This is a genomic window from Rhizobium sp. WSM1274, from assembly GCF_025200775.1.
In the GTDB taxonomy this organism is placed as follows: domain Bacteria; phylum Pseudomonadota; class Alphaproteobacteria; order Rhizobiales; family Rhizobiaceae; genus Rhizobium; species Rhizobium leguminosarum_I.
This window is the reverse complement of sequence record NZ_CP104138.1, coordinates 522610-549033: the sequence shown is the minus strand read 5'-3', so window position 1 is coordinate 549033 and position 26424 is coordinate 522610. Positions and strand designations below refer to the sequence as shown.

The window sequence follows — 26424 nt, the reverse complement described above, 5'->3', positions numbered from 1 at the left end:
ACGCTCCTACTGTTCGTGGGAGCGGAAGAGCGACAGGCGCCAGCGATTGCGCGCCGAGCGCGTCAGATGCTCCGACGGGTCCTCGAAGAAGGTCGAGGCCAGGAATGCGGAGGTCAGGTCGGCCCGGCTAAGGCCGATATCCCTCAGCTGCGTGTCGTTCAGATCGTGCAGCGCATTGATCTCCATGCGATTGCGGAACACGCGAAAGAGGGAGGCCAACGGTGCGAGGCCTGCCGCCAGACGCTGGGAAAACGTCGGGGTGAGCTTGCCGCAGTCGAGTTCTATTGTTCGGTCTGTCATGCGCATGGGACTCTCCTTTCTTTCGAATTCTTTTAGGCGCGCAACAACCCACCCCTCCCGCGAGGTCATACGGGAAGGAGCAAGGCTGAAGTCGGCTCGGACAGGCGGGGCGTCTGTCCTTCACTTTGCTTGATTTGCATCCCGAAGATGCCAAAGACCTATTGATCAGTCCAACGAATGTTTCTAATGATTATCATCAGCTATCTTTATGGGTGAAAACATGTCCGCGCCCCTTGATCTCGACCAATTGCAGACTTTCATCGCCATCGTCGATTCCGGCAGCTTCACCAAGGCCGCCGACCGGGTCTACAAGACCCAATCGGCCGTCTCCATGCAGATGCGCCGTCTCGAGGAACGCATCGGCAAGCAGCTGTTCATCAAGGACGGACGCGGCAACCGGCTGACGGTCGAGGGCGAAAAACTGCTCAACTATGCCCGGCGCATCATTCGCCTCAACAATGAGGCGATTGCGGCCTTCGACGACAACAGGCTGGAGGGGATGCTGCGCATCGGCACGCCGGACGATTATGCCGACCGCTACATGCCCGAAATCATCGGCCGCTTCGCCAAGACGCATCCAAATGTCGAGCTCTATATCGTCTGCGAGCCCTCGGTGGATCTTGCCGAGCGCATGCATAAGGGCGAGCTCGACATCGCGCTCGTCACCCACAACCCGCGCGAACGCATGTCCGACGTGGTGAGAACCGAGCCGCTCTGCTGGGTGGGCTCGGCCAACCATCCGATCCGCGACGACGCGCCGGTGCCGCTCGCCGTCGGCCGGCGCGACTGCCAGTGGCGCCAGCTCGCCTGCTCGGCGCTCGATGCTGTGGGGCGCGAGCACCAGATCCTGTTCACCAGCTGGTCCTGCACCGTCGTTGCCGCTGCCGTGCTTGCCGGCATGGCGGTTTCGGTGATGCCGGAATCGGCGCTGCGGACGGGCATGAAGGTGCTGAGCCAGGCGGACGGCTTTCCGGCGCTGCCGCCGGTGCAGATCGGCATCATGAAGCGGCCGGGCGTTTCGCTCTCGCTGATGAACGCGATCACGGCGCATATCACCGCCTGTCTCGACAACATCACGCCGGCTGTCGTCGACGACAGCCTCGAGGCGGACGTCAAATCCGCCCAGGCGCGGCTTTATCCGCGGCTGAAGGCGGCCAATATGGTCCCAAGCTGGTAAGAATTCTCAGGCGGCGCGCTGCACGGTGGTGGCGAAAAGGGAGGCGCGAATGACGCGCTTCCACTCATCGAGCATGCGCCGCGCCAAGGCCTCTTCGCTGACGGCGGCAAGCCGGATAACGGCGCCGATCAGGTGGCTGAACAGGTAAGTGCGCGCATACATGTCTTCGTCGCAAAGGTCCGGAGCCAGCTGGCGCACGGCGTCATGGAAGACACCGGCGACGCGACCGCTATGTTCGATATTCAGCTGCAACAGATCCTGATCGGTCTCCGTTCCCATCCAGACGCCGAGATAGACGGGATCGTTGTGGTAGGAATCGTAATACCAGTCGATGATGGCGCAGACGCGGTCCAGCGCCTGGTCGAGTGACTGGACGTCGGCAAACATCGCCGCCATCTTCGCCTGGATCGCCGAGGCGTGCTGGTCGAACAGGGCTTTGACGATTGCCGCCTTCTCCGGGAAATACTGGTAAACCGAACCGATCGGCACCTTGGCGGCAATGGCGAGTTCCGTCATCCGCATGGCGCTGACGCCCTTTTCGGCGATGATCTTGGCGGCGGCAGCGAGAATGAGGTCCAGCCTCTGGATGCTGCGCTCCTGCTTCGGCTTCCTGCGCAAGCCGATGCGTTCCATGCTTTCCGCGCCCATGTCGTTCCCACTCTTTTTGTTCACGGCGAAAGGCATGTGCCAAACCACCGCGTCGAGCCGATATGACATGCAGGCCTTCATCCGCGGTAAATGGAAACACTCGCATTTTAACGGCTGGGAAAAGCGTGTGAAAACGGTGCGCTATCGTACAATTCGAAGTGCAACGGCGTCCTGTGCACGACTGAAACAGACGCTCGGCGCCGCACGCATATCGAGTCAGAATTTCACCGGCAGCGCCGCTTGCGCCCCATGCTGCTGTGTGTTGTCTGCGATCTTGGGAATGGCCCAACGTGCGGCGGCCATCTTGCCGCCGATGCCGGCATGTTCGGTCGTCGCGCTGCAGCACTTTGAATTGCTGCAGATCTTATCCTTAGATCGATCCCGATTTAAGGAATTATGTAGCAGGTGGCGGGCAAATGATGGGGCAGTAGCGCCTGCCGCCTCAGCTCATTACCATCCATGCGCCGAGCCAGACCCACATGGCGGCAAGCACCAGGTAACCGGCGGCGAAGATCGGGCTGCGATAACGCAGGTCGTTGCTGGTGACATGGATGGCGGCGTGGGCGTAGCGCAGGGCGACGAAGGCCCAGGCGAGGCCGGCGGAAACGAGATTGTCGGCCTCGGTGATATAGAGAAGAATGCAGCAGGCGTAGAAGAGAACCGGCAGTTCGAACTGGTTGGCGAGACAGTTCTTGACGGCAAGGCTTTCGGCCGGCTCGCGGCGGTTTTCGCGATAATCCGATTTCGCGATGGTGCCGGCGCGGACCATTTTTGCGCGCCGAAGCCCAAGAAGCGCATACAGACCATAGACCAGGGCCACATGGGCAAGGAGTGGCCAGAAGATTTGATAGCCGGTCATATGGCCGCTTCCTTTCTGCTTCCGCATTTGTTGCGCGTATGTCAGCGCCGCGCGTCTTTCAGGCACGCAAAGGACGCTGTAATACTTTGAGTTGCTGCATAATTTTCTCCTTAAATCGATGCCGAATTAAGGACTTATGCAGTAGCCGAAAGGAGAACCGGACACCAGCGCCGCTCAGGCTGAAAGCGGCCTCAATCCTGGCGCGGCGAGAGCCAGCGACCGATGGCAAGCCGGACGATGAGGATGAAGCAGATGGCGAGGCTTGCGAATTTCAGCCGTGTCATCCACGGCAGTAGCTGCGTTGCAACAGTAGAGGGCGCACCGTTGCCGAAGGCGATGAGGCTCGAGATATTCTCGCCGTAGTCGGCAATGCCGTAGATGAACGGCAGCAGGTAAACCGCTTTGCCAATGACCGGATGCAGCGATTGGCCGAACCACGAACCAACAGGACCGAGCTTGAGGAAGGCGAAGAACAGCAGCGCCGTCAGCAGTGCCGGAAAGATCAGCTCTGGCCCGAAATACATGGCGCGTAGCAGCCTGGTCGCTGTCTCGTTCTCATCGAGCAGCTTCTGCATGTGGAAGACGGCCGACTCGTCGTAACCGGCGAAATAGGTGTCGAGCACCGCCTGGCCGGTTTCATGCTTGAAGGGAACGACGAAGCCGAAGGTCGTCCAGGCAAGCACGGCAAGGCAAAGGGCTGCGAGCAGCGCGACGATCCAGAGAGGAATCCCGCTGCCCGCCTTCATGATCAGAGGCCGGCGCCCGGATAGTTCGGGCTCTCGCGGGTGATCGTCACGTCATGGGCGTGGCTTTCGCGAAGACCGGCACCGGAGATGCGCACGAACGTGGCGCGGTCCTGGAATTCCTTGAGATCCTTGCCGCCAACATAGCCCATGGCCGCCTTGAGGCCGCCGGCAAGCTGGTGGATGACGCCCGAGACCGGCCCCTTGTACGGCACCTGACCTTCGATGCCCTCAGGCACGAGCTTCAGCGTGTCGCGCACCTCAGCCTGGAAATAGCGATCAGCGGAGCCACGGGCCATGGCGCCGACGGAACCCATCCCGCGATAGGCCTTGAAGGAGCGTCCCTGGTAAAGATAGACCTCGCCCGGGCTCTCATCGGTACCGGCAAGCAGCGAGCCGATCATGACGGCGGAAGCGCCGGCGGCGATCGCCTTGGCAAGATCGCCGGAGAACTTGATGCCGCCATCGGCGATGACGGGCACGTCCTGATCATTCGCCGCCTGCACCGCCGACATGATGGCGGCAAGCTGCGGCACGCCGACACCGGCGACAATGCGCGTCGTGCAGATCGAGCCCGGACCGATGCCGACCTTGACGGCATCCGCACCGGCATCGATCAGCGCCCTGGTGCCGTCATAAGTGGCGACGTTGCCCGCCATGATGCGCACCGAGTTGGAAAGCTTCTTGACGCGGGAGACGGCATCGAGGACGCGCTGCGAATGGCCATGGGCGGTATCGACGACCAGAAGGTCGACGCCGGCTTCGATCAGGCGCTCGGCCCGCTCGAAGCCGTCATCGCCGACGCTGATGGCGGCGGCGGCGCGAAGCCTGCCCTGCGCATCCTTGGAAGCGTTCGGGTTCAGCTGCGACTTCTCGATGTCCTTGACGGTGATCAGGCCGACGCAGCGGCCCTCGGTATCGACGACCAGCAGCTTCTCGATGCGATGCGAATGCAGCAGGCGCTTGGCCTCCTGCTGATCGACGTTTTCCTTGACGGTGACCAGATTGTCCTTGGTCATCAATTCGTGGATCTTCTGTTCCGGATCGGAAGCGAAGCGGACGTCACGGTTGGTCAGGATGCCGACGAGGCGGCCGGACTTCTCGACGACTGGGATGCCGGAGATGCTGTAGGACTTCATGAGCGCGAGCGCATCGGCAAGCGTCGCATCGGGGCCGATCGTTACCGGATTGACGACCATTCCGCTTTCAAACTTCTTCACCTGCCGGACCTGCTCGGCCTGCTCGATCGGCGTCAGGTTACGATGAATGACGCCGAGCCCGCCGGCCTGGGCCATGGCGATCGCCAGGCGGCTCTCGGTGACGGTATCCATGGCGGATGAGATGATCGGGATGTTGAGTTCGAAATCGCGGGCGATACGGGTGGAGATATTCGTCTGGCCGGGCATGACCTCGGAATGTCCCGGCTGCAGCAGCACGTCGTCGAAGGTAAGCGCGTCTGCGCCGGTTGCCGTTTCAATGATGCGTGCCATGGCCAAATTCCTTCATTTAATAAAAATGCGACCCTGTCCGGAAACGAATCGTCCGCCCCGTCGGTCTGCATTGGGTTGCTTGGAAGTTGGCGAGGGCTGGTAACACGTCTATGACAGGAAGGAAATAGCAAAAAGCCCGGCATGTCAGCCGGGTTCGTCATGGGTGCCATGCGCGAGGAGCATTCCGGGAAAAGTGCTAAGCATTTTTCGGTCCGGAATGGTTTAAATACGATATGTTACAGCGGCCAGCGCTTCCGTGAAAGCCTGAACCGCTTCGGATCAGATGTCGAACTGATAAGTCTTCGGTACGAAGCGATAGCCTCCATCCTGCCTCTCGACGAAGCCGACTGCCGGAAACGGCATGTGGTAGCCAAGGAAGGCGATCTTTTCGGTCGCGATCCATCTCGATAGCGGGCATTCTTGAAGGCAGCCGCGCCGCCAGCAAGCCAAAGCCTGCGGCGAAGACGGTGCGCCGCTTCATTCGCGTCGAAATTGGCATATATCCATTCTCCCATGACCCGCGGTGTTCGCAGCCCGGCCTCGATGACATTTCCGGCCGGATTTCTTGCCCCGGCCAAGTAAACATATGTCAATCTGACGGGCGACGTTGATGCGCAAGCCGTCTCACGCAGACGTGAAGCAAACGTGCCGTCGACCTGGATTTGGGGATTGGCAGAACTCGCAGCTGGGACTAAACAGCACGGGCCTTTCCAGCTCCAATCCGCTGCCCCATCAAGGCTCCCGCCTATGAATCGCATCGTCCCGCTGATCCTTGCCGTCGCCCTTTTCATGGAACAGATGGATTCGACCGTCATTGCGACGGCGCTGCCGGCGATTGCCGCGGATTTGCATGTCGGGCCGATCACGCTGAAGCTGGCGCTGACCTCCTACATGGTGGCGCTGGCGGTGTTCATCCCGGTCAGCGGCTGGATAGCCGACAGGTTCGGCGCCAAGAAGATCTTCCGCCTTGCCATCTCCGTCTTCGTCATCGGCTCGATTTTCTGTGCCGTCTCGTCCAACCTCGTGGAATTCGTCTTTGCCCGCTTCCTGCAGGGCATGGGCGGCGCAATGATGACGCCGGTCGGCCGGCTCGTGCTGGTGCGCACGACGAAGCGCAGTGATCTGGTCTCGGCCATGGCGCTGCTCACCATCCCCGCGCTTGTCGGCCCGCTCACCGGCCCGCCGCTCGGCGGCTTCATCACCACCTATTTCAACTGGCACTGGATCTTCCTGATCAACGTACCGGTCGGCATCATCGGCATCTGGCTTGCGACGATCTTTCTGCCGGAGGTGGAAGCGACTGCGCCGCCGCGGCTCGATTTCACCGGTTTTGTGCTGACCTCGCTATCGGCAGCGGGCGTCGTCTTCGGTCTGTCGGTGGTCAGTCTGCCGGCCCTGCCCCCGATCATTGGCGTCACCGCCACCGTAATCGGCCTCATCTGCGGCTTCCTCTACGTGCGCCATGCCAAGCGGCATCCGGCGCCGATCCTCAACCTCAACCTGTTCAAGAACCCGACGTTTCGGGCCTCCACCTTGGGCGGCACGCTGTTTCGCATTTGCGTCGGTGCCATGCCCTTCCTGACGCCGTTGATGCTGCAGCTCGGCTTCGGGCTGACGCCATTCCAATCCGGCCTCATCACCTTTGCCGGAGCGATCGGGGCGATCACCACCAAGTTCATGGCAAAGCGCGTCTTCGCCGCTGCCGGCTTCCGCACGACGCTTCTCGGCGCCGCCATGGTGACGACCCTGGTGACTGTCATCACCGGCCTGTTCACGCCGTCGACGCCGCACCTCGTCATCATCGGCGTGCTGCTGCTCGGCGGCTTCTCCCGCTCCTTCATGTTCACCGGGGTGAATGCGCTTGCCTTCGCCGAGATCGATGATGCCGAAGCGAGCCAAGCGACATCGATGAGCTCGGTGATGCAGCAGGTCAGCCTAGCGCTCGGCGTTGCGGTCGCCGCCGCGATCCTGGAGAGCTCGATCTATATCAGGGGCGAAGCGCTACAGGTTGCCGATTTCCACCTTGCCTTCTACATCATTGCCGGACTGACCGTCATTGCAACCATTCCCTTCGTCAGAATGGACCGCAATGCCGGCGCACTTGTTTCCGGCCACCGCTCGAAGGCGGTGACGGCGGCAACTGTCGAAGCCGAACAACAGGCGGTGAAATAGGCAACCGCTACTCCGGGCTTTCGCAAACCGCAGAGAGCTTGTTGCCGTCGAGATCACGGATATAGGCGGCATAGAAATGGGCATGGTAGGAGCGCAGGCCGGGCTCGCCCTCATCCACGGCGCCTGCCGCAATCGCCGCGGCATGGAAGGCATCGACATCCGCCCGCGTTTCGGCCGCCAGCGCGACCATGGCGCCATTGCCCGAGGTCGCCCGGCGGTGATTGAACGGCGTCACCACCCAAAAGCGGCAGCGCGTATCGCCCTCGGCGGAATAGCCGATTTCCTCTTCGGAAGAGCGCTGGCGGCGATAGCCGAGGGGAGACAGCACGGCATCATAAAAATGCCCTGCGCGATATAGATCGTTGGTTCCGAGCGTGACGTACAGAAGCATGGGATCAGCGGGTTCAAATCCTCACAGCGCCGCGTGTCCTTTCAGACGCGCAAAGGACGTGGCAACGCTTTCCATTGCTGCATATCTTATCCTCAAATCGATACCGTTTTAAGGAGTCATGCAGTCGATCGCCATCATCCATCAGGACCTGCCTGAAGATCAAGCTTCCTCTGCTTGGCCTTCGGCCTTGCGCCCCTTGAACCCCTTGGCCAACAGGAACATCTCGACCGATTCGGCGCGCGACGAGTTCGGCTTGACATGGACGACCTGGCGGAAGTTCTGCTTGAGCATGGCGAGCAACTCGCGCTCGGTGCCGCCCTGAAAGGTCTTGGTGAGGAAGTGCCCGCCTTCCCCCAGCACTTCGACGGCGAAATGCGCTGCCACTTCGCACAGATGCATGGTGCGCAGATGGTCGGTGCGGTGGTGGCCGGTGGTGGGTGCTGCCATGTCTGATATGACAAGGTCGGGTGTGCCGCCGACGGCCTCCAACAGCTTTTCCGGCGCGGTCGGATCGAGGAAATCGAGCTGCAGGATCTTGACGCCCGGCAGCTGGGTCATTTCAAGGAAATCGATCGCAGCCACACGAATATCATCATCTGTCGAGCCGGTGACCTTGGCGGCGATCTGCGACCAACTGCCGGGGGCAGCGCCGAGATCGATGATGCGCCTGGCGCCGCGCAGGATATGATGTTTCTCGTCGATCTCCAGCAGCTTGAAGGCGGCACGGGCGCGATAACCTTCAAGCTGGGCGCGCTGCACATAGGGATCGTTGATGTGGCGCTCCAGCCATTGGCGGGAGGAGGCCTTCATCTTCTTGTTCTTGACGCGCTGGCCGAGCTTGCGGCCGGTGCGGTTTCCCGCGATCGGTGCCTTGGTCATGCCTATTCCTTATCTCGCGCGCTGGCCGCGGCGGTTGCGGTTGCGCCGCCACACGCCGTCATCGGCCATCATGTCGGTGAGCAAGCCTTCCCTCAAGCCGCGATCGGCAACGCGCATGCGCGGGCTTGGCCAGCGGCGGCGGATCGCCTCGAGAATGGCGCAGCCGGCCAGCACCAGATCGGCCCGGTCCGGCCCGATGCAGGGATTGGCGGCGCGGCTTGCGAAATCCCAGGAGAGAAGCTTTGCCTGCATGGCGGAGACCTCGTCATCGGACAGCCAGATTCCATCGACCTTGCGCCGGTCATAACGCGGCAGGTCGAGATGGACGCCGGCAAGCGTCGTCACCGTGCCCGATGTACCGATCAGGTGGAAGTCGCCGGTCTGGGCGACCTCGATCTCCGGGCAATCGAAGCTTCCAAGCATGCCTTCGACTTCGCGCACCATGCCTTCGAAAGCTTCCGGCGTGACGTCGTGCCCGCCATGGCGCTCCGACAGCGTCACGACGCCGACCGGCAGCGAGGTCCAGTGGGTGATGTGATTGGCAAGGCGGCTGAAGCGATTGTCGCCGATGCGGATGACGGCGATCTCCGACGAGCCGCCGCCGATATCGAAGAGCACGACGGAGCGCGTCTCGCGACCGACCAGCGACGAGCAGCCGGAGACCGCAAGCCGCGCCTCAGTCTCGCGATCGATGATTTCGAGCACAAGGCCGGTTTCGGCAACGACCCGGCTGAGGAAGTCCTCGCCATTGATCGCCTGGCGGCAGGCTTCGGTGGCGATCAGCCGCATGCGGCGGATTTCCCGGTTCCTGAGCTTGGAGGCGCAGATCCTCAATGCCTCGATCGCCCGCTCCATCGCCTCATCGGACAGACGGCCGCTGGCCGCAAGGCCTTCGCCGAGGCGTACGATGCGGGAAAAAGCGTCGACGACACGGAACTGACCAGGACGGGTCGGCTGGGCAATGAGGAGACGGCAATTATTGGTGCCGAGATCGAGAGCAGCGTAGAGCTCCTCCGGCCACACATACTCGCCGCCCTGGCGGTCACCCTGATAACCGGGATTGATATGGCCGTCTTGGCGGCCCTTGCGGCTGGCGGCCGCGCCGTTCTGCATTTCGCGCGGGACGGCGACGCGCGCCGTCTCTTCCGCGCGGCTTTCCTGCTGCGGGGCACCTGCTGGTTTTGCCGATGTCAGCGGCCGGCCCTGCAGACCGCGCTTGCCGCGATGCTTGCGGCGGTTGCGACGGCTCGGCGCCGAATCGCCATCGGACCGGGCGGCATGATCTGCCGCTCCGGCCTGTTCCAACACATGAGGTTGAGGTGAACCGTCCTGCGCAGCACCATGGCCGCCACGACGGCGACGCTTGCGCTTGCGAGCCGGATTGCCGGCTGCATCTTCCATCGGGCGCGCAGGCTGTCCGGCACCGCCGGAAGGCTCATGCGAAGCGGGATGAGCCGCGTTGCGGGATTGCCCGCCACGTTTGCCCTTGCGGCGCCTGGACTTCTTGCCGTCCTTGCGCCCTACCGCCGACGCCCCGTCAAATTGCGGTTTTACGCCGCCTTCGGGGTCTTCCACGTTCTTTTTCCATCGCGCCGCGCAAGTCCTGGGATATGCAGCAGGCGCTCATTCGATTTTTGCGTTGCCGCAAGAATATCAGCGCCCGCCGAAATCGCCAAATTCTTTTTTGGACAGGGGATTTGCGACGGTTTCACCCTTCCGCGGCAGTACCGATTTTTTTCAAAACAGCTATTTGCAATTCCCCGGCTTTTGGTTATAAGCGCCGCACACCAGCCGACCGCCCGCCGGTTCGCTTATGCTGGGGAATAGTTCAATGGTAGAACGACGGACTCTGACTCCGTTAATCTTGGTTCGAATCCAGGTTCCCCAGCCAATTTCTCTTTTTTATTATTTTTCAAGCACTTACGGGATCATACCCTGAGGCAACCGGAACAGTTATGCGCATCATTTTTCCGGATCAGAACACTTCTGGCCTAGGACGGCACGGTGGATCGTTCCGCATCGCCATCTCGCGGAAAACGTCGAAGCGCGAAGCAAGACGGTGGCGGTGTTTGCCCTGGAATCCGCGAGCACCGACCCACACACATTCGCCTTTGACCTAGGCTTGATTCCGCGTGAAGTAATCCTCACCATCACTCATCCACAACCGGATAGAAAGGCACCCCCCAATCCTCGTGAGGATTATCCATCATAAGGTCGATAAAGACGGGCAGCAGAAATCCAAGAATAGCGGCCCCGTCACGCACTTGGTGTCGATTAACTTTTCCGCTCCATGTAGAACCGCCGTGAACCATTTGATTGCGCAGCACATACAACCGATCGAATAAAAGACTGAGGATTCTCACTGTGTCTCCCGAAGCTAGCGCGGAAGCCACGACTTTCTGAGCTGCCGCAAAGCGTTTCTCCCAATCCGCATATCCTTCAACCCCGTTGTGGAATTGCCAGAAAGGATTGAAAACGTACTTGTTCGCAAGAAGAAGGCGAATTGGACCTGAGAACTGCTGCCAGATAGCTCCGTAGATGCATTTCTCATTGTCGAGATGAACCAGGCGCGCAAAGAAGTCCGCAAAGGTAGCCCTCTCCCCTGCAGCGATACCGGCAAGAGCTCGCTCATCGGCGTAGGCTGCATTAAAGGCTATCCAGAAGAAGACAAATTGGGCATCTGTATCGTCAACCTCCTTCTCTGCCCTGCCGATCCAACTGATCGAGCGATGTACGCGAAGACCCATTGTCGGGGGAAACGCAACCCGAAGTTCACGCTGCTTCGACTTCAGAATTGCGTATTGGATAGAGCTCACGAACGTACCGAATAAAGATTGAACCAAACCTCGCAAGCAAATCCAACGATCAGAGCTCTGCAAGGTACCGCGCCAGCCGCGGCCTGAACACATTAACGAACTGATTGGCTGTTAACGAGAACCACTCTATGGCGCGTTGGCGCTCTTTCTCGTCAGAAAGATCGGAATACTGCGAACTGATCCCGACCCTGTGCCTACCGTCTTTACTTTCCCAAGTGGTGCCCGCAGGGAGCTCAACCTCGATTCCGTTGCGCTCGTTCGAAAGGCGATTGTAGAACGAATCGCCTGGTTCGCCGCGATTAAACGTTAGGAACACTCTCTTCAGCCTGGGGTTTTTCAAGAAATCGAGCGTAACCCACGCGGACGGCGACGGCATTCGGAGACTAGTATTTGGCGCTCTCGCGATTGTAATGGGTGGTTGGTTTCCGTCGTCGAGGACCATTGCCTTTTCAAGATCCGTCCAAAACTGAACATAAACTGCTTGATCTGCAGATAAACGCGGGTCCGGTTCCTCTGCCTCTGCTTGCTCGAGGACCGAATAATTGCTGTTCTCAATTCGGAAGACCTGTCGTCTGATTGTCACCGTCTTTGCCAAAACTCGCGGCAATACCAGCCGCCGACGATCTGCCGTACCAAAGATAGCAAGCTCAACGAGACCGAACGTCAAGTCCAGGTTCGTGCACCGATCGAGGAATTCCGCGATGCTTGTAAGTTCTTCACGAATTCCGTCACCGCAGATGAGCAGGAGAAAGCGTCCCTGCCTCAGGCTCTTGGACACATTGTCGACGAATTCGGCTTCATCGAGATCAGGATATCTCGAGCGCACAAGGGAGAATAATGTGTTCGACGAAACGGCAAGCCGCTTGGCGACTTCTCGCTCGAGGTCGGTATATGTCCAGCGAGCGAGTTCGGCCGCGTAATCGATAATCTGTGCCACTACCTTGCGCCGCGCCTCGGGGTTCCGCCAGAGCTTTGCCTCGACGATTACTAGGCGTCCTTCCGGCGTGACATACAAAACGTCCAGAGCGCCTACACGCGTAGATAGCTGGGTACATATCGGTACGGGGCGGGCATACGCAGCATCAATCTCTCGTATTGGTAAAGCGGACGGGTGCTGAAACAATAATTCCTCTACGAAAGCCTCGTCGTAATTAACGCCGATTCCGTTGTCAGCGAGTGGAATTCGAAGAAGTTCTTCGGCCGCATCATCGGCGGACAAGAGCAGCGGCGTAGCATGCTGTGTCATGGCAAGGACCTACCGAAATGCACCACGAATCTTTGGCACATTGAGCTTAAAGTTGCGTTTCGCGTGCGGTGCCGCTCATTTTGGAATAGCTGCAGATTACTGTGTGATTCGCGTGTTTCCCGCAGATCCCGTCAAACGGCGGTCGTGTGATGCGTTTCATTTCCAAAGTAGCCCCGCCTGCAGCAGGATCTTCTGCTTGATCCAACCGGGTCTCGCTCGAGTTTCTCTCCAAGTCGTGCATCCAACGTGACGTAGAAACATTGATAAATTGGCCACTAATTGCAGGTGGTGTGGGAGACGACCAGTTGGGTAGTGGCGACCGAATATTTGCTTCAGCTGGACTGGTAAGCTTACGCCGACCTTCCGCCACCCATTTGCCCACGGGAGAATGACAAAAACGGTCACCTTTCAACGGTCCCGGTTAATCGACCTCAGTGCTCCAAACTATGCACATCCCAAAAAAGGCGCTGGACTAGCCACATGGAATCGTCGACCTTCTCGCAAGAGTTGATTTTTTGGCGATGCCAAGGGGAGTTGAGGGCCAAAATACATAGAGAAGTTAACGAGACTGACCACTGCGTCGAGGTCGAAGCGCAAGGGACGCGGATTTTGATCGACGTGGGGCTGCCATTGTGCGGCAACCCTGGAGACTCCACGCTTCAGATTTTCGATGCGCCTGTGCTTTGGACTAATTTTGCCAACGATTTGAACTCACCAGTCGTGGAAGCCTAATGTCGTTCGAGAAAGCCCTTGTTCTGCTGGAGTTAGCAGAAATGGCGCGCGCCAGCCATGAAGGCGTCACTTTGGAACAAGTCCGAGATCGCTTTGGAGTGTCGCATCGCACCGCGCAGCGGATGACCGATGCGCTTGAGGCAGCATTTCCCCACGCGGTTCTCGTCACAGCCGACCACGAGCGACGCAATCGCTGGCGTATCCGCGGTACTACGCTGGCAACGCTCGCCCTCAGGGGTGACCGCGAACTCGCCGCCCTTGATCTTGTAATCGCGCAACTCGCTAGCTCTGGTGACAAGGACACGGCCTTCGTACTTGAATCTTTGCGAGACCGCCTCCTCGCCGCGCTACCTGAGCGGACGGCGCTCCGTACAGAGGCTGATGCAGAAGCACTTATAGCGGCGCATGGCTTGCTCGCTCGTCCCGGACCTATCGCGAAGTTCGACAGTAAAACTGCTGAAATTATCTCCGAGGCGCTGCGCGGTCCTTTTCGCCTCAGTTTAACATACCGCGGCAGACGGCGAACCATCGAGCCCCATGGCATCCTAGTGGGCACGCGACGCTATCTCGTCGCCCGCGATCCCGAGCGTGCGGATGGGAATCTTCGTCGTTTTCGCATTGACCTGATAGAAGAACCGCAGGTGCTTTCAGAGTCGTTTGCTCTTCCACCAGACTTCTCACTGGCTCGACACGCTATGCTTGGTTTCGGTTCATATCACGCCCCGGACGAATATCAGGAAACGATCTGGCGCTTTTCGAAGGCAGCCGCACCCCATGCGCGCGAATGGCGCTTTCATCCTGAGCAGACCACCAACGAACTCTCCGACGGCAGACTCGAGGTCCGATTTTCAGCGTCGGGATGGGTCGAAATGGCCTGGCACCTCTTGCAATGGGGTTCTCATGTCGAGGTCTTTGCCCCCGAGCGCCTGAGACAGTTATTCGAAGAGGTGAGAAGTGGGGTCGTCGAGGTCTTTCCCTGACCATGCCCGAATCTGACACCCCTCTCTGCTAGAACACCAAAGACTTGTTAAACACCACGCCATCCGGAGTTCAGATGCGCCTTTCCCCAGTGCAGACCCGTTCCCCGGCAACCGGCGCGGAACGCCCGATTACTACCGATCTCCTCGCTGCGACTTTCTTGGTTCCACATGCCCCGCCCTATCCGCTGGAGGATGTGCTCCAGGATTTCGTCGCGCCGTGGAGCAGCAGCTACCGAATGGCCCCTGAAGAGGTGGGCCAACTTGTCTCCTTCGCCTTACGGGATCTTGCGGTCGCATCGCCCGGCCTTTCCGTACAATCAGTTGATGTCTCTGCCCTGCCCGATGGCCGCGCGCGCGACCACCTCGCAGCGCTGAAGTCACTCTGGGTGCGGATGAATGATGCCCTTCCTGAAAATCTCCATGTAATCCGACACATACTCTCCTGTTCGAAAGAAGACGCGCTCGAACCGCTGCCCATCATCGGCGGTCCCTGCCATTTCGAGTCGCGCGCTGAAGCCGACCTGCGCGCCCATCTTTCCGCGCTCTTCGACACACTCCCTGAGCCAGTCACCTGCAATGCGGCTGCCGGAGCGCTTGGTCACGTCCAGCGGCATCTTCTCGATGCAAGCTTCCCGGCCGCCCTAGATGAGACTCTTCTCGCATTCTGCTTGCGCGACCCACGCGAGGAAGTGGCCTTTGCCGCAGCTCGTGCCCAGGCCCTCGTGAGGGCTGGTTACCGACCACAAGATATCGGCCTGCTGGTGCCTGAGGACTCGGCCTATCTCTCCGCACTGGCACCTGCCTTTAATCGTGTGGGCTTGCCGCTCTCCGGTCTGCCCGTCGAGCCATCCCTACGCGACCACCCGGGTGAATTTCTGAGTAATCTCCTGGCGGTCATGCGCGGTCCTGCTCCTCGCCTAGCGCTTGCAAGCCTTTGCCTGTCGCCGCTAGTGCCGTGGTCGATCGACGACGGCCGCATTTTCGCAAACGAGTACGCCGAAAAAGGCTGGTCACCGGCCGCTCGCGCATACGGGAGGCGCGGTGCCAAGATCTTCGATGAACTGCACTCTGTCAGCTCGCCCGCGCAGCTTATCGCAAGGCTCTACGCTATCGCTGCTGAACTTGTGGAAGCTGCCATGCTTGTTCCACGTATTAACGCGCTCAGGCCGCTGCTTTCGGATGATAGCATTGATTGGGGCTTGCTCAATCGCGCCGCTGCCCCCGTTGCTCTCGCTCCGGACTCCGAAAAACGTTTTGTGGAAGGCGTCTCTATCTTCGGCGAGACGGCGCTTCCCTGGCGCCCGGTCCGACACCTCATCGTGGTCGGACTCGCCGGCGCGAACTGGCCGCGGCCCGTCGCCTCCAATCCATTTTTCACGGAAAGCGAGATCGCCCAGATCGAGGTTGCAGCCGGCCTCAGATTGCCGTCGCGCCACCGCACTCTTGCGCGCCGACTTGAGCTTTTTCGCCGCCAGCTCTGTTCTGCCACGGAAGGCGCCACGCTCACCGCCTCCGTCCGTGACCTCGAAGGTAATCCGCTCGCTCCGGCGACCGCGCTTTCTTTGATAGCGCGCGCCCTCGGCGCGAAAAACGCCAAAAGCCTACTCAAGCCACCCTTCACCCACGATCAAACTTCGCGCCCGCTCAACGGCACCGTGACCTCGCTGGCCAACTGGAAAGAAGAAAACGCTCGTGCGGTCCTGCCTCACGAGGGCGAGGTTGCCATCCCTAGCAATCCATTCATGCTCCGGAAATCGGAGAGCGGCGCGGTCAGTCTGCAATCGCCTTCGCGGCTCGAGACCTTGCTCGTCTCGCCGTTTGCGTGGCTCCTTGGCGAAATGGGCGCCGAGGACCGCACCTGGAGCCCGGAGACACTCGACGTTCTAACCCTTGGTAGCCTCATTCACGGCACGCTCGAGGGGCTCTTTCCAGAAGGCGCACATGACTTGGACGAAGCAACAATCCGAACAGGCTTTTCGGCGGCTTTCGAGGCCGCGATCGCCCGAAACGCGCCATGGCTAGCGAGCGAGGGATGGGTCACCGAACGGACAAACCTTGCCCGCGAAGCACTTGAGACGGCTCTCACTTGGGGTCGCTTCCTTGCGGACAACGGAGCTCAAATCCGCCAAGTCGAAACGAAGTTGTCCGGCACGTATCACTTCAATCTTCCCATCCATGGGCGCGCAGACTGCTTGCTCGATCTGCCTGACGGCCGCGTCATTGTCGTGGACCACAAGCGCTCAAGCTCTTCCTCCCGCCGCAAACGTATGGAAGCGGGAGCTGACCTGCAGGTCGAGTTGTATCGCCGTATGATCGCGACGACGCCGGACTTCGCTCATCTCTCGCCGAGCTACATCATCACCGCCTATCACTGCACACTCGACGGTCGGCTCCTGACAGGGCCCGAGGGTGCAGGCCTCAAGAGTGCGCGCCTGGTCCCAGGTCCAATCGGAGCGGTAGCCGATCAAATTGTGGCAGAACGTATAAGCGCGCTCTCCGCCGGCCGGCTTGCCCTCAACCGCGCTTCGGATGCCGAGACGTTTGAAAAGAAGCTCGGCATCAAGGCCTATGGACTCGAGAACCCTCTGATCGCCGCCTTTCTCATCCCCGACACGAGCCTGGAGGACGCTGATGTCTGACCGCCTCACTCTCGTCCCTGCCGGCGCCGGCTCGGGCAAAACCTATCGCATTGAAACCACGCTCGCCGATCTGGTCGTCAACGGTGATATCTCCGCCGACCGCATACTCGCCGTGACCTTCACTGAAGCCGCTGCGTCCGACCTGCGTACCCGGATCCGCGGTGCATTGCTCGATCGGGGGCAAATCAAAGAGGCTCTGGCGATTGACCGCGCTTACGTTGGGACGATTCACGCGCTTGGGCTGCGGCTTCTCACTGAACATGCCTTCGCCGCCGGTCGCTCTCCCGCAAGTCGCCTCCTCTCAGACTCCGAACGCGACTTGCTGATCCGTCTCCAGGTCGGCCGCGCTGCTGCCCTCGTCCCTGTCCTGAATGCACTTCCTCGCTTCGGTTACGAGTGGAATCGCAACACGGGCGAAACAGGCGAAGAACAGCTGCGCAAGAAGGTGATGCGGACCATAGATCTGCTGCGTTCGCTGGGGCAGCGCGGCTTCGAAACCGACATTATCGATCAAGCCATTGAGGAGCTGCGCACAACCTACGGCCCGACTAAGGACGCGGCGCGTCTCGAAAAGGCTTTGTCCCATGCTGTGGATGCACTGCTTACCTCATTTCCTGAAAGCATTGCCGACACTGTATCCGCCAAAACCGCCAAAGAAGAATTCGACAAGGACTTTGATGCGCTCCGGCGCGCATCACGCACGGATAGTCTGGCCCATGACTGGTCGCTCTGGCAAAGGCTGCGCGGGCTGCGGCTGTCAAACAGCAGAACCAAAACTCCGGCAGGCTACGACCATCTTGCAAGCGCGGTTATCGCCGCCGTCAGCGAACTTCGGCACCATCCTGGGCCGCTCAAGGACGCCGAGACGCACTTTACAGCTCTCGTGCACGGTGCCCAGCAAATCATGGCGGCCTACGAAGCTGAGAAGCGTACTCGGGGCCTGATGGACTACGCGGACATGATCGTGGAAACCGAGGCACTGCTCCGTGCCCGCCCCGACATTCTCGATGCGGTCTTGGCCGAGATCGACTGCGTGGTAATCGATGAATTCCAGGACACGAACCCGGTGCAATTCGCCATGCTCTGGCGTCTCGCCGCTCGCGCGCCGCGCGCGCTGATCGTGGGAGACCGTAAACAGGCGATCATGGGCTTCCAAGGCGCTGACCCGCGTCTGTCGGACGCGCTTCACGCCGCCCATGCTAGTTGCGTCGAGCCCCTCACTCAGAACTGGCGATCCGATCCGAGAATAATGGCCCTCGTCAACGCGATCGGTCCCATATTATTTCCCGAGGGCTATGATCCACTCTCCCCAACCCGAAGAGAGACAGGCCAGACGGCAATCGAAGTTGTCGAGTTCGAAGGAAAAAAGGCGAAAGTCTTCGAAGGGATCGCCGCTCATGCCCGCGAGCTGATCGATCGGAAAGTCCTCGTTACCGATCGGGTGACGGAAGAACTGCGCCCGATACGCCCGGCGGACATCGCGGTCCTTGTTTACACGCACCTTGATGCCGCAGAGCTCGGCAACGCAATTCGCGATTTCGGGCTTCCCGTTCGCCTGCCGGAAGACGGCTGGTTTCTCTCTCAAGTAATTCAGGTTGCCAGGGCAGCGCTTGCTGTTGCCGCCAACCCGACGGACCGCTTCGCGACTCTCCTCCTGCTCTCTCTTGGCCCCAGTCGAATGCCCCTGGACCTCTCATTGCCTGCCGCGATCAACAACAGCTTTCTTCAAATCGACTGCATTCGCAAACTTGCCGATTTCGCCGAGGAGGGGCGTCACCTTACTGTCTCAGCCGCCCTACCTCGCATTCTCGACATCGCCGGGATCGAGGACTGGATCGCGACCCTTCCGGAGCGCGCAGCAGCGGAGGCTGATCTCGGTCGTCTCTTCGCCGAAGCCATCGCTTTCGACAGCGCTGCGACCGGTCTGCGTGAAGCTGCGGGTTTCCACGGTAATTCGATTCAATCCTTTCTCGGCTGGCTCGCTGATCAGGCAGAACGGGGACTCGACCATCGCCCCGACCGCGAGGGGTGGGAAGTGGAAGGTATCGAAGTCTCAACCTGGCATGCCTCCAAGGGGCGCGAGTGGCCCGTTACGATCGTCGGAGGCATGGACTTCGCCATCACCGCACGTGGCAATATGATGCGCGCGGAGTTCGCGTCATTCGACAAGCTTGACGCCGTGCTCAAGGGCGCCGGCCTGAGCTGGTTTCCGGCATTCGACTGCCCTGAGACGCAGGCTGCCTTCGCCGATAAACGCATCGCCGAGGATGAACGCGAAGCGGCCCGGGCTCTCTACGTAGCTCTCACACGTGCCCGCGATCGGCTGATACTGGCGTTGCCGTCCAGGCAGGGCAACTCTGACGAGCGTCCAAAAACTATGGCCGATCTACTACGCCGACGCACCGGCCTCATCTTTGGCGCCGGCACGCTCACGGTTTGCGGCGAAAAGCTCCCAGCGGCCTGCCGCATCATCACAAAGGACACTGAATACACCTATCCCGACCTTCTCGAATCATCCGGTGTTCACAAGATCTGGGGCAGCCGCGTGCCCCTACCAACCACAGAGCGCACGACTTGGCGCATTAGCCCGTCAAGCCTCGCTGATCAGAACGGTGCGTCGATTTCGGCCTTGACCCATATCGATCTTGGTGCCCCTGCCGGCAGACAGGCGCTCAATTCCGCCACCGACCGCGGCACGGCCTACCACCTCGCTTTCCGCACACTCGCGGAGCGGCCCGACCTCTCCGCCCGGCTCCCGGCTGCGACGGGTCTGTCGAACGAAACGATTAGTGCTATCGAGAAGCAGGTGCACGCGCTCCGTAGCTGGCTCGCAAGCCTCGGTTTCAATCGCCTGAGCTTCGAATTGCCGCTCCAGGTGCGCGCCGATGACGGCTCAGAAACCAACGCCATCATCGACCTCCTCGCGGAAAGCGACGACGCCCTCGCTATTGTCGATCACAAGACTGGCCCCTGCCCCAATCCGGAGATTCGGTTTGGAAGCTACGTGCCCCAGCTCGAGGTCTACGCCGGACTGCTCGCCGCCCGCTACCCCAACAAACCCGTCCGCTTCCTTGTCATCAACTGGATGGACGAGGGTCAAATCAGCTTTGCGGACGCTGCCAGTCTTATTACAGAGAAAGCCGCCTGATGTCTTACCTTGCCTGGATCGATTTCGACCCTGAGGAACGCCGTCGTGCTCAAGCTTTAATCGACCTCTTCAAGCAGCCCGAGGCCCGTGATGAACTTGGCCTGAGCACCATCCGTGATGGGATTGCAGACCTTCTCTTCCCTGGCACCAGCACCATTCAGACCAGGCTGCGCTACATGCTCTTTATTCCATGGATCTACCGCGATGCCCACGGACGGCGCGGCACCCAGGTTGAGCGCGCCCATTTCGCTCGAGAGGCCGAATTCCTGCTTAGTGAAGCGCTCCTCAAAGGAGGCGAGATGGTTGGCGTGATCGGGCGCGACGCGGGACGCGGGCTCAAGCGGTTGCCTTCGAGCGTTTATTGGGCTGGGCTGGCCACCCTCGGCATCCGGCTCATGAGCGGCACTCAGCGAAGTTGTCTTGCCTTTGGCCCGGACAGCCTGAACGATCGCGATATGCCAATTTGGTCCCCGCGCCTCCCCGAGCGCCCTACCGATCTCTATGAGGAAACCACCTTCAATCTCACGTTTGAGGAGGCCGAGTTTCTCCGTGACCGGATTGCAACCCGTGCGCATCGAAGCCTGTTCGCAGAACTCGCGGGCACCGCGGAGACCTTCCAAGAGGACTGGGTCTGGAGGCTGACTCACAAAGCCATCTCTAAGGAAAACCGGGAAATCCTCCGTCATGCGGAGCGTTTCTCGACGATCATGTATGGCGCAAGTCTTCTCTACAACGTCATGCTCGCAGAGCGAGCAAAAGAGCGCCCAAAAGCGAAAATGCACCCGGAGGCTGCCGGGCTCTTCGATGAGTATGAGGATGGCATCCGTCGATGGAGCGACGAGATGAAAGCGCTCTCCTTCGATGATTGGGACCTCAAGGCGCTGTTTAGCCTCGTCGGACGCACCAGTCACCGCCTGCATGAGCGCACGCGCAGTTTTGTGATCGACTGGGCGACGATAGCAATCCGCAATACCCAATCAATCGCAAAACTACCGGAAGCTCGCGACCTCCTGCGTCGCCGGGAGCGCTCACTCAAGGGTCCCAAGGCGCGCCTTGTAGAGGATGCCCCACTTGATCGGTGGTCGGGCGCTTCGGGGAATAATCGCCTCGGCTTCCGCTGGAGCATGGCGCGCGGCTATCTTGGAGAACTCGCAGATGCCGGCTGACAGCTTTTTTGACCCTGATAATCGCCAGCTCTACACCGACCTCTTGCGTCCGCCGGAGAGCTATCGTTTCGAAGATGCAATCGCTACGACCTACTCGCTCGATTTCGAAACCGCACTAGTGATCCCAACATCGATCGTATTCCGCGATGCCGAAAACCGCGAGGAGATGCTTGCCAATCCAATGGCCCTCCTCGAGGGGGTCGAACGCATGGCGAGCCGTCTTGCGATCTACTGTGATCGCGGCAGGATCAAAGGCGCCCGACCCGACGCAGCTCGCCTCATGGCTCTGTACGAGAACACAATCACAGAGGTGAGCGCTCCAGGCGGAGGCGCATTCCATCCCAAAATCTGGTGCGTGCGTTTTCGGTCTGACACGGCTGACGTCCCCGTCCGGATGCGGCTCGGGATCCTCTCGCGCAACCTAACAAGCGACCGCTCCTGGGACCTTTGTCTCTGCCTCGATGGCGTCGTAGGCAACACCGCAAATCCGTCGAACGCGCCGCTCGAACGATTGTTGCGCAAGCTTCCGGAACTGGCCAATGTGGCAACTCGTCCATCTGTGCCGATGTTCTTGCCCTCCTTGCTTACAGATTTGCAACGATGCCATTGGGAGCTGCCGCTCGGCGCTACCCGCGTGAGCTTTTCGGTCAATGGCCTCGGTGGAGAGGCCTGGCCGTTGCCGAATGGTGAACGCCTCGCCATTCTCTCGCCCTTTGTGTCGGCTGATGCGCTCGCCGCACTTCGAGATGGCTTTCCGCAGGAGAGCCTATGCAGCCTCGTCGCTCGCGCGGAGGAACTCGATTGTCTGTCTCCGGAGATACTTGACCGCTTCCGGATTCATACCTTGGATGAACGGGCAACCGAAAACGATGGCGAGGACAACGAGGCCCGGCCGTCCGTTGACCTCGACGGACTACACGCCAAAGCCTATGTCGTGGAGCGCCGACAACGGTTGCAGATCAGCGTTGGCTCGGCCAATGCAACAACTCCTGCCTTGTTGCCACAGAAGGCCCACAGGTCGAATATCGAGTTCATGGCCAACCTCGAAGGCCCGATCAGCCGCATGGGGGGGGATCGACACCGTCCTGTTTTCAGATTCGTTCAGCAAACTGCTCGCCGACTATGTGCCCTCCGGTCCTCCTGTGACCGACGACATCCGCACAGCCGAACGTCTCCTCGAGGATCTCAGAAACGCAATCGCTCGGCTCGCCCTGGAGCTTGATTGCAGGGACGAAGGTGATTTGGTTCGTCTAAGGCTCGTTCTGGCAGGCCGACCTCCTCCAATCGCTTTCCCCGACAATGTGACCTGCGGCATACGGCCTCTGACACATGAGAATACCGCAGGCTTCAACGCCACCGCTTTTTTCGAGGGCGAAAGCGCGAGCCTGGAACTCGGAAAACTGGCACTCGGAGATCTTACGCGGTGGCTTGGCGTGCGGTTACGCCACGAGCCCACGGGAACGCAACTGCACTTCACCCTCGGTGCCCGGCTCGTCGGTCTCCCCGACGGACGGGATGCTGCTGTCCTGCGCGCGATGATTGCGAATTCGGAAAATTTCTTCCGCTATCTCAGCCTCCTTCTCGGTACACTTGGCGAGGGACTTTTCGGGACCGAATCGACTGGCGAGGGACAATGGGTGCGGCAACTTGGCCAACCCGGCGCTTCGCTCCTAGAGCCCCTCGTGCGCGCTCTTTGTCAGGGCGGCCCGGAACTCGAACAAATCGACCGCCTGATCAAACGCCTGGAAGACCCTTCGGGCGGCGCCAGCGTCGTTCCCGGCGAATTTCTCGAACTGTGGGAAAGCTTCGCGCGCTTCGTGAAGACGACGACGAACAAAAAGAAGAAAGGACGGACGTCGTGAAATACCGAGCCGACGAGCATCTGGAACTGCTCAAACCCTTCCAGCGCGCGACGACAGACTATGTCTTCCGGCGCCTCTTCACCGATCGCCAGCCTACAAGGCAGTTTCTCGTGGCCGACGAGGTTGGACTTGGCAAGACCATGATCGCGCGCGGAGTCATCGCCAAGGCCATCGAAGCCCTCGTCGATGAAGTCGAGCGTGTCGACGTGGTCTATATCTGCTCAAATCAAGCAATTGCCGAACAGAACCTCAAAGCGCTCAACGTGATCGGCGCGGACGTCAGTCCATTCAATACTCGTCTCACGCTGCTGCCGCTGCAGCTGGAAGGCAAGAAAGGTATCGCCGCCCGCAAAATCAACCTGATAAGCCTCACTCCCGGTACTGCGCTCGACCTCAAATCCTCTCTCGGCACCGCGGAAGAGCGCGCACTCATCTTCGAGATGCTGCGAAAGGCTATCGGCCTCAGACACGCCGGAATCCGTCGGATATTCCGCGGTGGCGTCGGCGAGGAGAAATGGAAAGGATGGATGGAGCGGATGCATCGCCGGGACGATATCTCGCAGACTATCCGCTCAGCTTTCGTGAACGCCGTCGGCCCGGAAATCCTGGGCCGCATTCGAGAAGCCGCGGACCTCGCGCGCACCCGCGTGAAACCGGATTACCGCGACGACCTGCGTCCCGCTCGCCTCATCGGTGAGCTGCGACGCACCCTGGCGCGGATCTGCGTCGACGCCCTGCAGCCCGACCTCATCATCCTCGACGAGTTCCAGCGCTTCGCCGAACTTCTGCACGAGCACGACGAGGCACAAGCACCCGAGAAAGCGGCTGCCGCGGAACTCGCGCGGGCGCTTTTTTCTTATAGCGATAATTGCGGAAACTCGGCCCGCCTCCTCCTCCTTTCGGCCACGCCCTATCGGATGCTCTCCCGCAGCACTGACGACCCCGAGCAAGGCGACCATTACGCCGACTTTCTTCGCACGATGCGCTTCCTCTTTGGCGATGCGGAGGGTGCGGCGCGCGCCGAAGATCTGAAGCGAGAGCTCGTCGCCTTCCGCCGCACTCTCCAGTCTTTACCCGACGCTCACACGGCGGCACGCGATAGCCGCGACCGTGTACAAACAATATTGCGGCAAGTCATCGCCAGGACAGAGCGTGTGCGCCTTACCGAGGATGGAAATTCCCTTATCCTGGAACACCGCCCCAAACTTGCGATCGATCCGGATGATCTCAGGGAAGCGAAGGCGGTCGCACGCGTGGCTCGCCTCGTAGATGCGCCGGGGCTCGTCGAATTCTGGAAGTCAGCCCCTTACCTTCTGAACTTCATGCGGGATTATAAGCTGCGCACAAAGCTGCAAGAGAAAAAACTCGCCCCCCCAGCGGAACTTAAGCAGGCGATCCGCGAAGCGCAGCCATTCATGATCACGGAAGAGCAGGTGGAAGGCTACGAATCGATCCCGCCGCGTAACGCCAGGATGCGAGCGCTCCATGATACGACCTTCCGAGATGGGCTGGAGCGTGAATTGTGGCTTCCACCCTGTCGTCCCTCCTTCGGCTTCCCAAGGTCTGCAACCAAGACGCTTGTCTTCTCCGACTGGTCGTTGGTTCCCGACGCCATTGCCGCGCTCCTTTCTCACGATGCAAGCCGCCGGATGGGAATGACCAAGGAGATGGCGAGCCGGGCCAGTCGTCCGATCGGCATTGAAGACATGCTTCCAATGCTCTATCCGAGCGCGACGCTCGCCGCGCTTATCGATCCCCTTGAGCTTGAGGCTCGTTTCGGACGCGCTCATAGCTCCCACGGCCTGCGCGAGCACGCCCGTGGCGTCCTTTCCGAAGCACTTGAACCGGCTCTGCTTTCTCGCCTAGCTGAGGATCGGCGGCTTGCTGTCCTTCACCTCGATCGAGAAAGAGGGCGAGACACGGACTGGCGACAGGTTCCAGCTCTCGAGTCAAACGAGGAGCAGGACGAGAGCAACGCGTCTGTTCGCACCATCAATGCGATCAGCGATGCGTTCAGAGCCGAAGCGGCGCCCGGCCATGCCGAGCCAGCTATTGTCGACCTCCTAGTTGACCATGCGCTTGGCTCGCCTGCAACCTGCGCGCTGAGAGCGCTTGGCCGTTTCGCGCCCGAGCTTCCCTTTGACGACCCGGATCTCAGTGCCGCAGCCATCGGTGTCGCACTTGGCTTTCGCAGTCTCTTCAATCAGCCGGAGAGCCGCGCATTGCTCGATGAGACATCTCCCACCAACTACTGGCGTGACATCCTGTCGTATTGCCTCGACCATGATCTTTCCTCCGTGCTCGATGAATATATCCACCTCATTATCGAGAGCGATCGCCTTCAATATGTAGCCCCGAAAGATCGGGTCCGTTCCATCGCGAGAACGATCCTCAACGTGGTCTCCATGCGCCCTGCCCAGATCACGCTCGACCATTGGAGTGCCGGCCGTACCCGCCTGCGCGAAAACCGCTTCGAGATTCGAGCGCGCTACGCTATGCGCTTCGCTGCCAAGACCGAAGACGAGAAGGGTATTCGTCGGACCGGAATCGTGCAGGCTGCGTTCAAATCCCCTTTTCGTCCGTTCGTCCTGGCGACAACTTCGATCGGACAAGAGGGCCTCGACTTTCACCCTTATTGTTCCCGCGTCGTCCACTGGAATCTTCCCCGTAACCCTGTCGAAATCGAGCAGCGCGAGGGCCGTGTCCATCGCTACAAGAATCATGCCGTGCGGAGAAACGTCGCTTCGGCATTCGGCAAGGTCGTTGGTCAGCAAGGTGGTCCGAGGCACGATCCTTGGAGTCTCATCTTCGAGACCGCTCGACTCCAGGAAGTTGCCAACGGTGGGATGGGTGACCTCATTCCATTCTGGCTGTACCCCGGTGATGCCAAGATCGAGCGTGTGGTTCTACTCCCCCCCTTCAGCCGCGAGATTGAGCGTTACGAAGAGCTGAAGTCCTCAATCGCGAACTACCGTTTGGCATTCGGTCAACCTCGGCAGGATGAACTGCTGGAACTCTTCGCGAAGCTCCCCCCGGAGGCAAAAGATAAGCTATCAGAACTACAAATCTGTCTGCTGCCAAGGGCTGCTGAATTGGCTGACAAAGAAGAGGTTGGCGATGGTCGAACTGAGAACGAAAACCCAATTCTGACTCAGACAGCCTCTAACTGACCGCAC

The 26424-nt window shown here is 60.1% G+C and carries 19 protein-coding genes, 1 tRNA gene and 1 pseudogene; 10 read left to right on the top strand and 11 right to left on the bottom strand.

What is annotated here, in order from left to right:
- Nucleotides 1-6: 6 nt before the first annotated feature.
- Nucleotides 7-306, bottom strand: a complete 300-nt coding sequence (locus N2600_RS02585; RefSeq protein ID WP_260297884.1) for a DUF1127 domain-containing protein — start codon at nt 304-306, stop codon at nt 7-9.
- A gap of 214 nt (nt 307-520) precedes the next feature.
- Between N2600_RS02585 and N2600_RS02580 the strand changes: the two genes are divergently transcribed.
- Nucleotides 521-1477 carry a LysR substrate-binding domain-containing protein gene (locus tag N2600_RS02580; protein WP_032985245.1) on the top strand — a complete coding sequence of 319 codons (957 nt, stop codon included), beginning with the start codon at nt 521-523 and terminating at the stop codon, nt 1475-1477.
- Between the two features lie 6 nt (nt 1478-1483).
- Here N2600_RS02580 and N2600_RS02575 read toward each other — a convergent pair whose 3' ends face one another.
- The 5 genes and pseudogenes from N2600_RS02575 to N2600_RS02555 form a co-directional block, all read right to left on the bottom strand.
- Nucleotides 1484-2125 (bottom strand): TetR family transcriptional regulator, encoded by a 642-nt coding sequence (locus N2600_RS02575; protein ID WP_222281675.1) that lies wholly within the window; start codon nt 2123-2125, stop codon nt 1484-1486.
- Between the two features lie 442 nt (nt 2126-2567).
- A complete protein-coding gene (locus N2600_RS02570; RefSeq protein ID WP_026154447.1) occupies nt 2568-2984 on the bottom strand; it encodes an MAPEG family protein in 417 nt (138 codons plus the stop codon).
- A 191-nt stretch (nt 2985-3175) separates the two neighbouring features.
- The gene (locus N2600_RS02565; RefSeq protein WP_222281641.1) at nt 3176-3730 is read right to left on the bottom strand and encodes a hypothetical protein; all 555 of its coding nucleotides are present in this window, start codon (nt 3728-3730) and stop codon (nt 3176-3178) included.
- Between the two features lie 2 nt (nt 3731-3732).
- The gene (gene guaB / locus N2600_RS02560; RefSeq protein ID WP_017967142.1) at nt 3733-5217 is read right to left on the bottom strand and encodes an IMP dehydrogenase; all 1485 of its coding nucleotides are present in this window, start codon (nt 5215-5217) and stop codon (nt 3733-3735) included.
- A 279-nt stretch (nt 5218-5496) separates the two neighbouring features.
- Nucleotides 5497-5616, bottom strand: a pseudogene (locus N2600_RS02555) (MBL fold metallo-hydrolase); the annotation flags it as partial.
- A gap of 348 nt (nt 5617-5964) precedes the next feature.
- Here N2600_RS02555 and N2600_RS02550 point away from each other — a divergent pair.
- Nucleotides 5965-7389: a DHA2 family efflux MFS transporter permease subunit gene (locus N2600_RS02550; protein ID WP_260297883.1), complete on the top strand. Its 1425-nt coding sequence runs from the start codon at nt 5965-5967 to the stop codon at nt 7387-7389.
- A 7-nt stretch (nt 7390-7396) separates the two neighbouring features.
- On the opposite strand, the gene N2600_RS02545 is transcribed toward N2600_RS02550, so the two are convergent.
- The 3 genes from N2600_RS02545 to N2600_RS02535 form a co-directional block, all read right to left on the bottom strand.
- Complete coding sequence (locus N2600_RS02545) at nt 7397-7780, bottom strand: VOC family protein (RefSeq protein WP_170263175.1); 384 nt, start codon at nt 7778-7780, stop codon at nt 7397-7399.
- A gap of 159 nt (nt 7781-7939) precedes the next feature.
- Nucleotides 7940-8659 carry an RlmE family RNA methyltransferase gene (locus tag N2600_RS02540; RefSeq protein ID WP_260297882.1) on the bottom strand — a complete coding sequence of 240 codons (720 nt, stop codon included), beginning with the start codon at nt 8657-8659 and terminating at the stop codon, nt 7940-7942.
- Between the two features lie 9 nt (nt 8660-8668).
- Nucleotides 8669-10234, bottom strand: a complete 1566-nt coding sequence (locus tag N2600_RS02535; protein WP_260297881.1) for a Ppx/GppA phosphatase family protein — start codon at nt 10232-10234, stop codon at nt 8669-8671.
- 242 nt (nt 10235-10476) lie between these two features.
- Between N2600_RS02535 and N2600_RS02530 the strand changes: the two genes are divergently transcribed.
- A tRNA-Gln gene (locus N2600_RS02530) sits at nt 10477-10550 on the top strand.
- A 259-nt stretch (nt 10551-10809) separates the two neighbouring features.
- Here the strand turns inward: N2600_RS02530 and N2600_RS02525 are convergent.
- Together N2600_RS02525 and N2600_RS02520 are read right to left on the bottom strand one after the other, a co-directional pair.
- On the bottom strand, nt 10810-11475 hold the full coding sequence (locus N2600_RS02525) for a HEPN domain-containing protein (RefSeq protein WP_260297880.1): 666 nt from the start codon (nt 11473-11475) through the stop codon (nt 10810-10812).
- A gap of 49 nt (nt 11476-11524) precedes the next feature.
- Nucleotides 11525-12721 (bottom strand): hypothetical protein, encoded by a 1197-nt coding sequence (locus N2600_RS02520; RefSeq protein ID WP_260297879.1) that lies wholly within the window; start codon nt 12719-12721, stop codon nt 11525-11527.
- 731 nt (nt 12722-13452) lie between these two features.
- Between N2600_RS02520 and N2600_RS02515 the strand changes: the two genes are divergently transcribed.
- The 7 genes from N2600_RS02515 (at nt 13453) to N2600_RS02485 (ending at nt 26418) form a co-directional block, all read left to right on the top strand.
- Nucleotides 13453-14433 (top strand): helix-turn-helix transcriptional regulator, encoded by a 981-nt coding sequence (locus tag N2600_RS02515; protein WP_260297878.1) that lies wholly within the window; start codon nt 13453-13455, stop codon nt 14431-14433.
- 74 nt (nt 14434-14507) lie between these two features.
- A complete protein-coding gene (locus N2600_RS02510; RefSeq protein ID WP_260297877.1) occupies nt 14508-17072 on the top strand; it encodes a PD-(D/E)XK nuclease family protein in 2565 nt (854 codons plus the stop codon).
- On the top strand, nt 17065-20220 hold the full coding sequence (locus tag N2600_RS02505; protein WP_260297876.1) for a UvrD-helicase domain-containing protein: 3156 nt from the start codon (nt 17065-17067) through the stop codon (nt 20218-20220). Before N2600_RS02510 ends, N2600_RS02505 begins: the two co-directional genes overlap by 8 nt.
- Nucleotides 20220-21386 (top strand): DUF6361 family protein, encoded by a 1167-nt coding sequence (locus N2600_RS02500; protein WP_260297875.1) that lies wholly within the window; start codon nt 20220-20222, stop codon nt 21384-21386. Before N2600_RS02505 ends, N2600_RS02500 begins: the two co-directional genes overlap by 1 nt.
- Complete coding sequence (locus N2600_RS02495; RefSeq protein WP_260297874.1) at nt 21376-22608, top strand: phospholipase D family protein; 1233 nt, start codon at nt 21376-21378, stop codon at nt 22606-22608. The genes N2600_RS02500 and N2600_RS02495 overlap by 11 nt, the downstream gene beginning before the upstream one ends.
- Nucleotides 22529-23248, top strand: coding sequence for a hypothetical protein (locus N2600_RS02490; protein WP_260297873.1), 720 nt, complete (start codon nt 22529-22531; stop codon nt 23246-23248). The genes N2600_RS02495 and N2600_RS02490 overlap by 80 nt, the downstream gene beginning before the upstream one ends.
- Complete coding sequence (locus N2600_RS02485) at nt 23182-26418, top strand: C-terminal helicase domain-containing protein (RefSeq protein ID WP_260297872.1); 3237 nt, start codon at nt 23182-23184, stop codon at nt 26416-26418. The genes N2600_RS02490 and N2600_RS02485 overlap by 67 nt, the downstream gene beginning before the upstream one ends.
- Nucleotides 26419-26424: the final 6 nt, after the last annotated feature.

What these genes read in the sequence shown, in the direction of transcription:
- N2600_RS02585 (WP_260297884.1), bottom strand. Translation starts at nt 306, where the DNA reads ATGCGCATGACAGACCGAACAATAGAACTCGACTGCGGCAAGCTCACC.
- N2600_RS02580 (WP_032985245.1), top strand. Translation starts at nt 521, where the DNA reads ATGTCCGCGCCCCTTGATCTCGACCAATTGCAGACTTTCATCGCCATC.
- N2600_RS02575 (WP_222281675.1), bottom strand. Translation starts at nt 2,125, where the DNA reads ATGGGCGCGGAAAGCATGGAACGCATCGGCTTGCGCAGGAAGCCGAAG.
- N2600_RS02570 (WP_026154447.1), bottom strand. Translation starts at nt 2,984, where the DNA reads ATGACCGGCTATCAAATCTTCTGGCCACTCCTTGCCCATGTGGCCCTG.
- N2600_RS02565 (WP_222281641.1), bottom strand. Translation starts at nt 3,730, where the DNA reads ATGAAGGCGGGCAGCGGGATTCCTCTCTGGATCGTCGCGCTGCTCGCA.
- guaB (WP_017967142.1), bottom strand. Translation starts at nt 5,217, where the DNA reads ATGGCACGCATCATTGAAACGGCAACCGGCGCAGACGCGCTTACCTTC.
- N2600_RS02550 (WP_260297883.1), top strand. Translation starts at nt 5,965, where the DNA reads ATGAATCGCATCGTCCCGCTGATCCTTGCCGTCGCCCTTTTCATGGAA.
- N2600_RS02545 (WP_170263175.1), bottom strand. Translation starts at nt 7,780, where the DNA reads ATGCTTCTGTACGTCACGCTCGGAACCAACGATCTATATCGCGCAGGG.
- N2600_RS02540 (WP_260297882.1), bottom strand. Translation starts at nt 8,659, where the DNA reads ATGACCAAGGCACCGATCGCGGGAAACCGCACCGGCCGCAAGCTCGGC.
- N2600_RS02520 (WP_260297879.1), bottom strand. Translation starts at nt 12,721, where the DNA reads ATGACACAGCATGCTACGCCGCTGCTCTTGTCCGCCGATGATGCGGCC.
- N2600_RS02515 (WP_260297878.1), top strand. Translation starts at nt 13,453, where the DNA reads ATGTCGTTCGAGAAAGCCCTTGTTCTGCTGGAGTTAGCAGAAATGGCG.
- N2600_RS02510 (WP_260297877.1), top strand. Translation starts at nt 14,508, where the DNA reads ATGCGCCTTTCCCCAGTGCAGACCCGTTCCCCGGCAACCGGCGCGGAA.
- N2600_RS02505 (WP_260297876.1), top strand. Translation starts at nt 17,065, where the DNA reads ATGTCTGACCGCCTCACTCTCGTCCCTGCCGGCGCCGGCTCGGGCAAA.
- N2600_RS02500 (WP_260297875.1), top strand. Translation starts at nt 20,220, where the DNA reads ATGTCTTACCTTGCCTGGATCGATTTCGACCCTGAGGAACGCCGTCGT.
- N2600_RS02495 (WP_260297874.1), top strand. Translation starts at nt 21,376, where the DNA reads ATGCCGGCTGACAGCTTTTTTGACCCTGATAATCGCCAGCTCTACACC.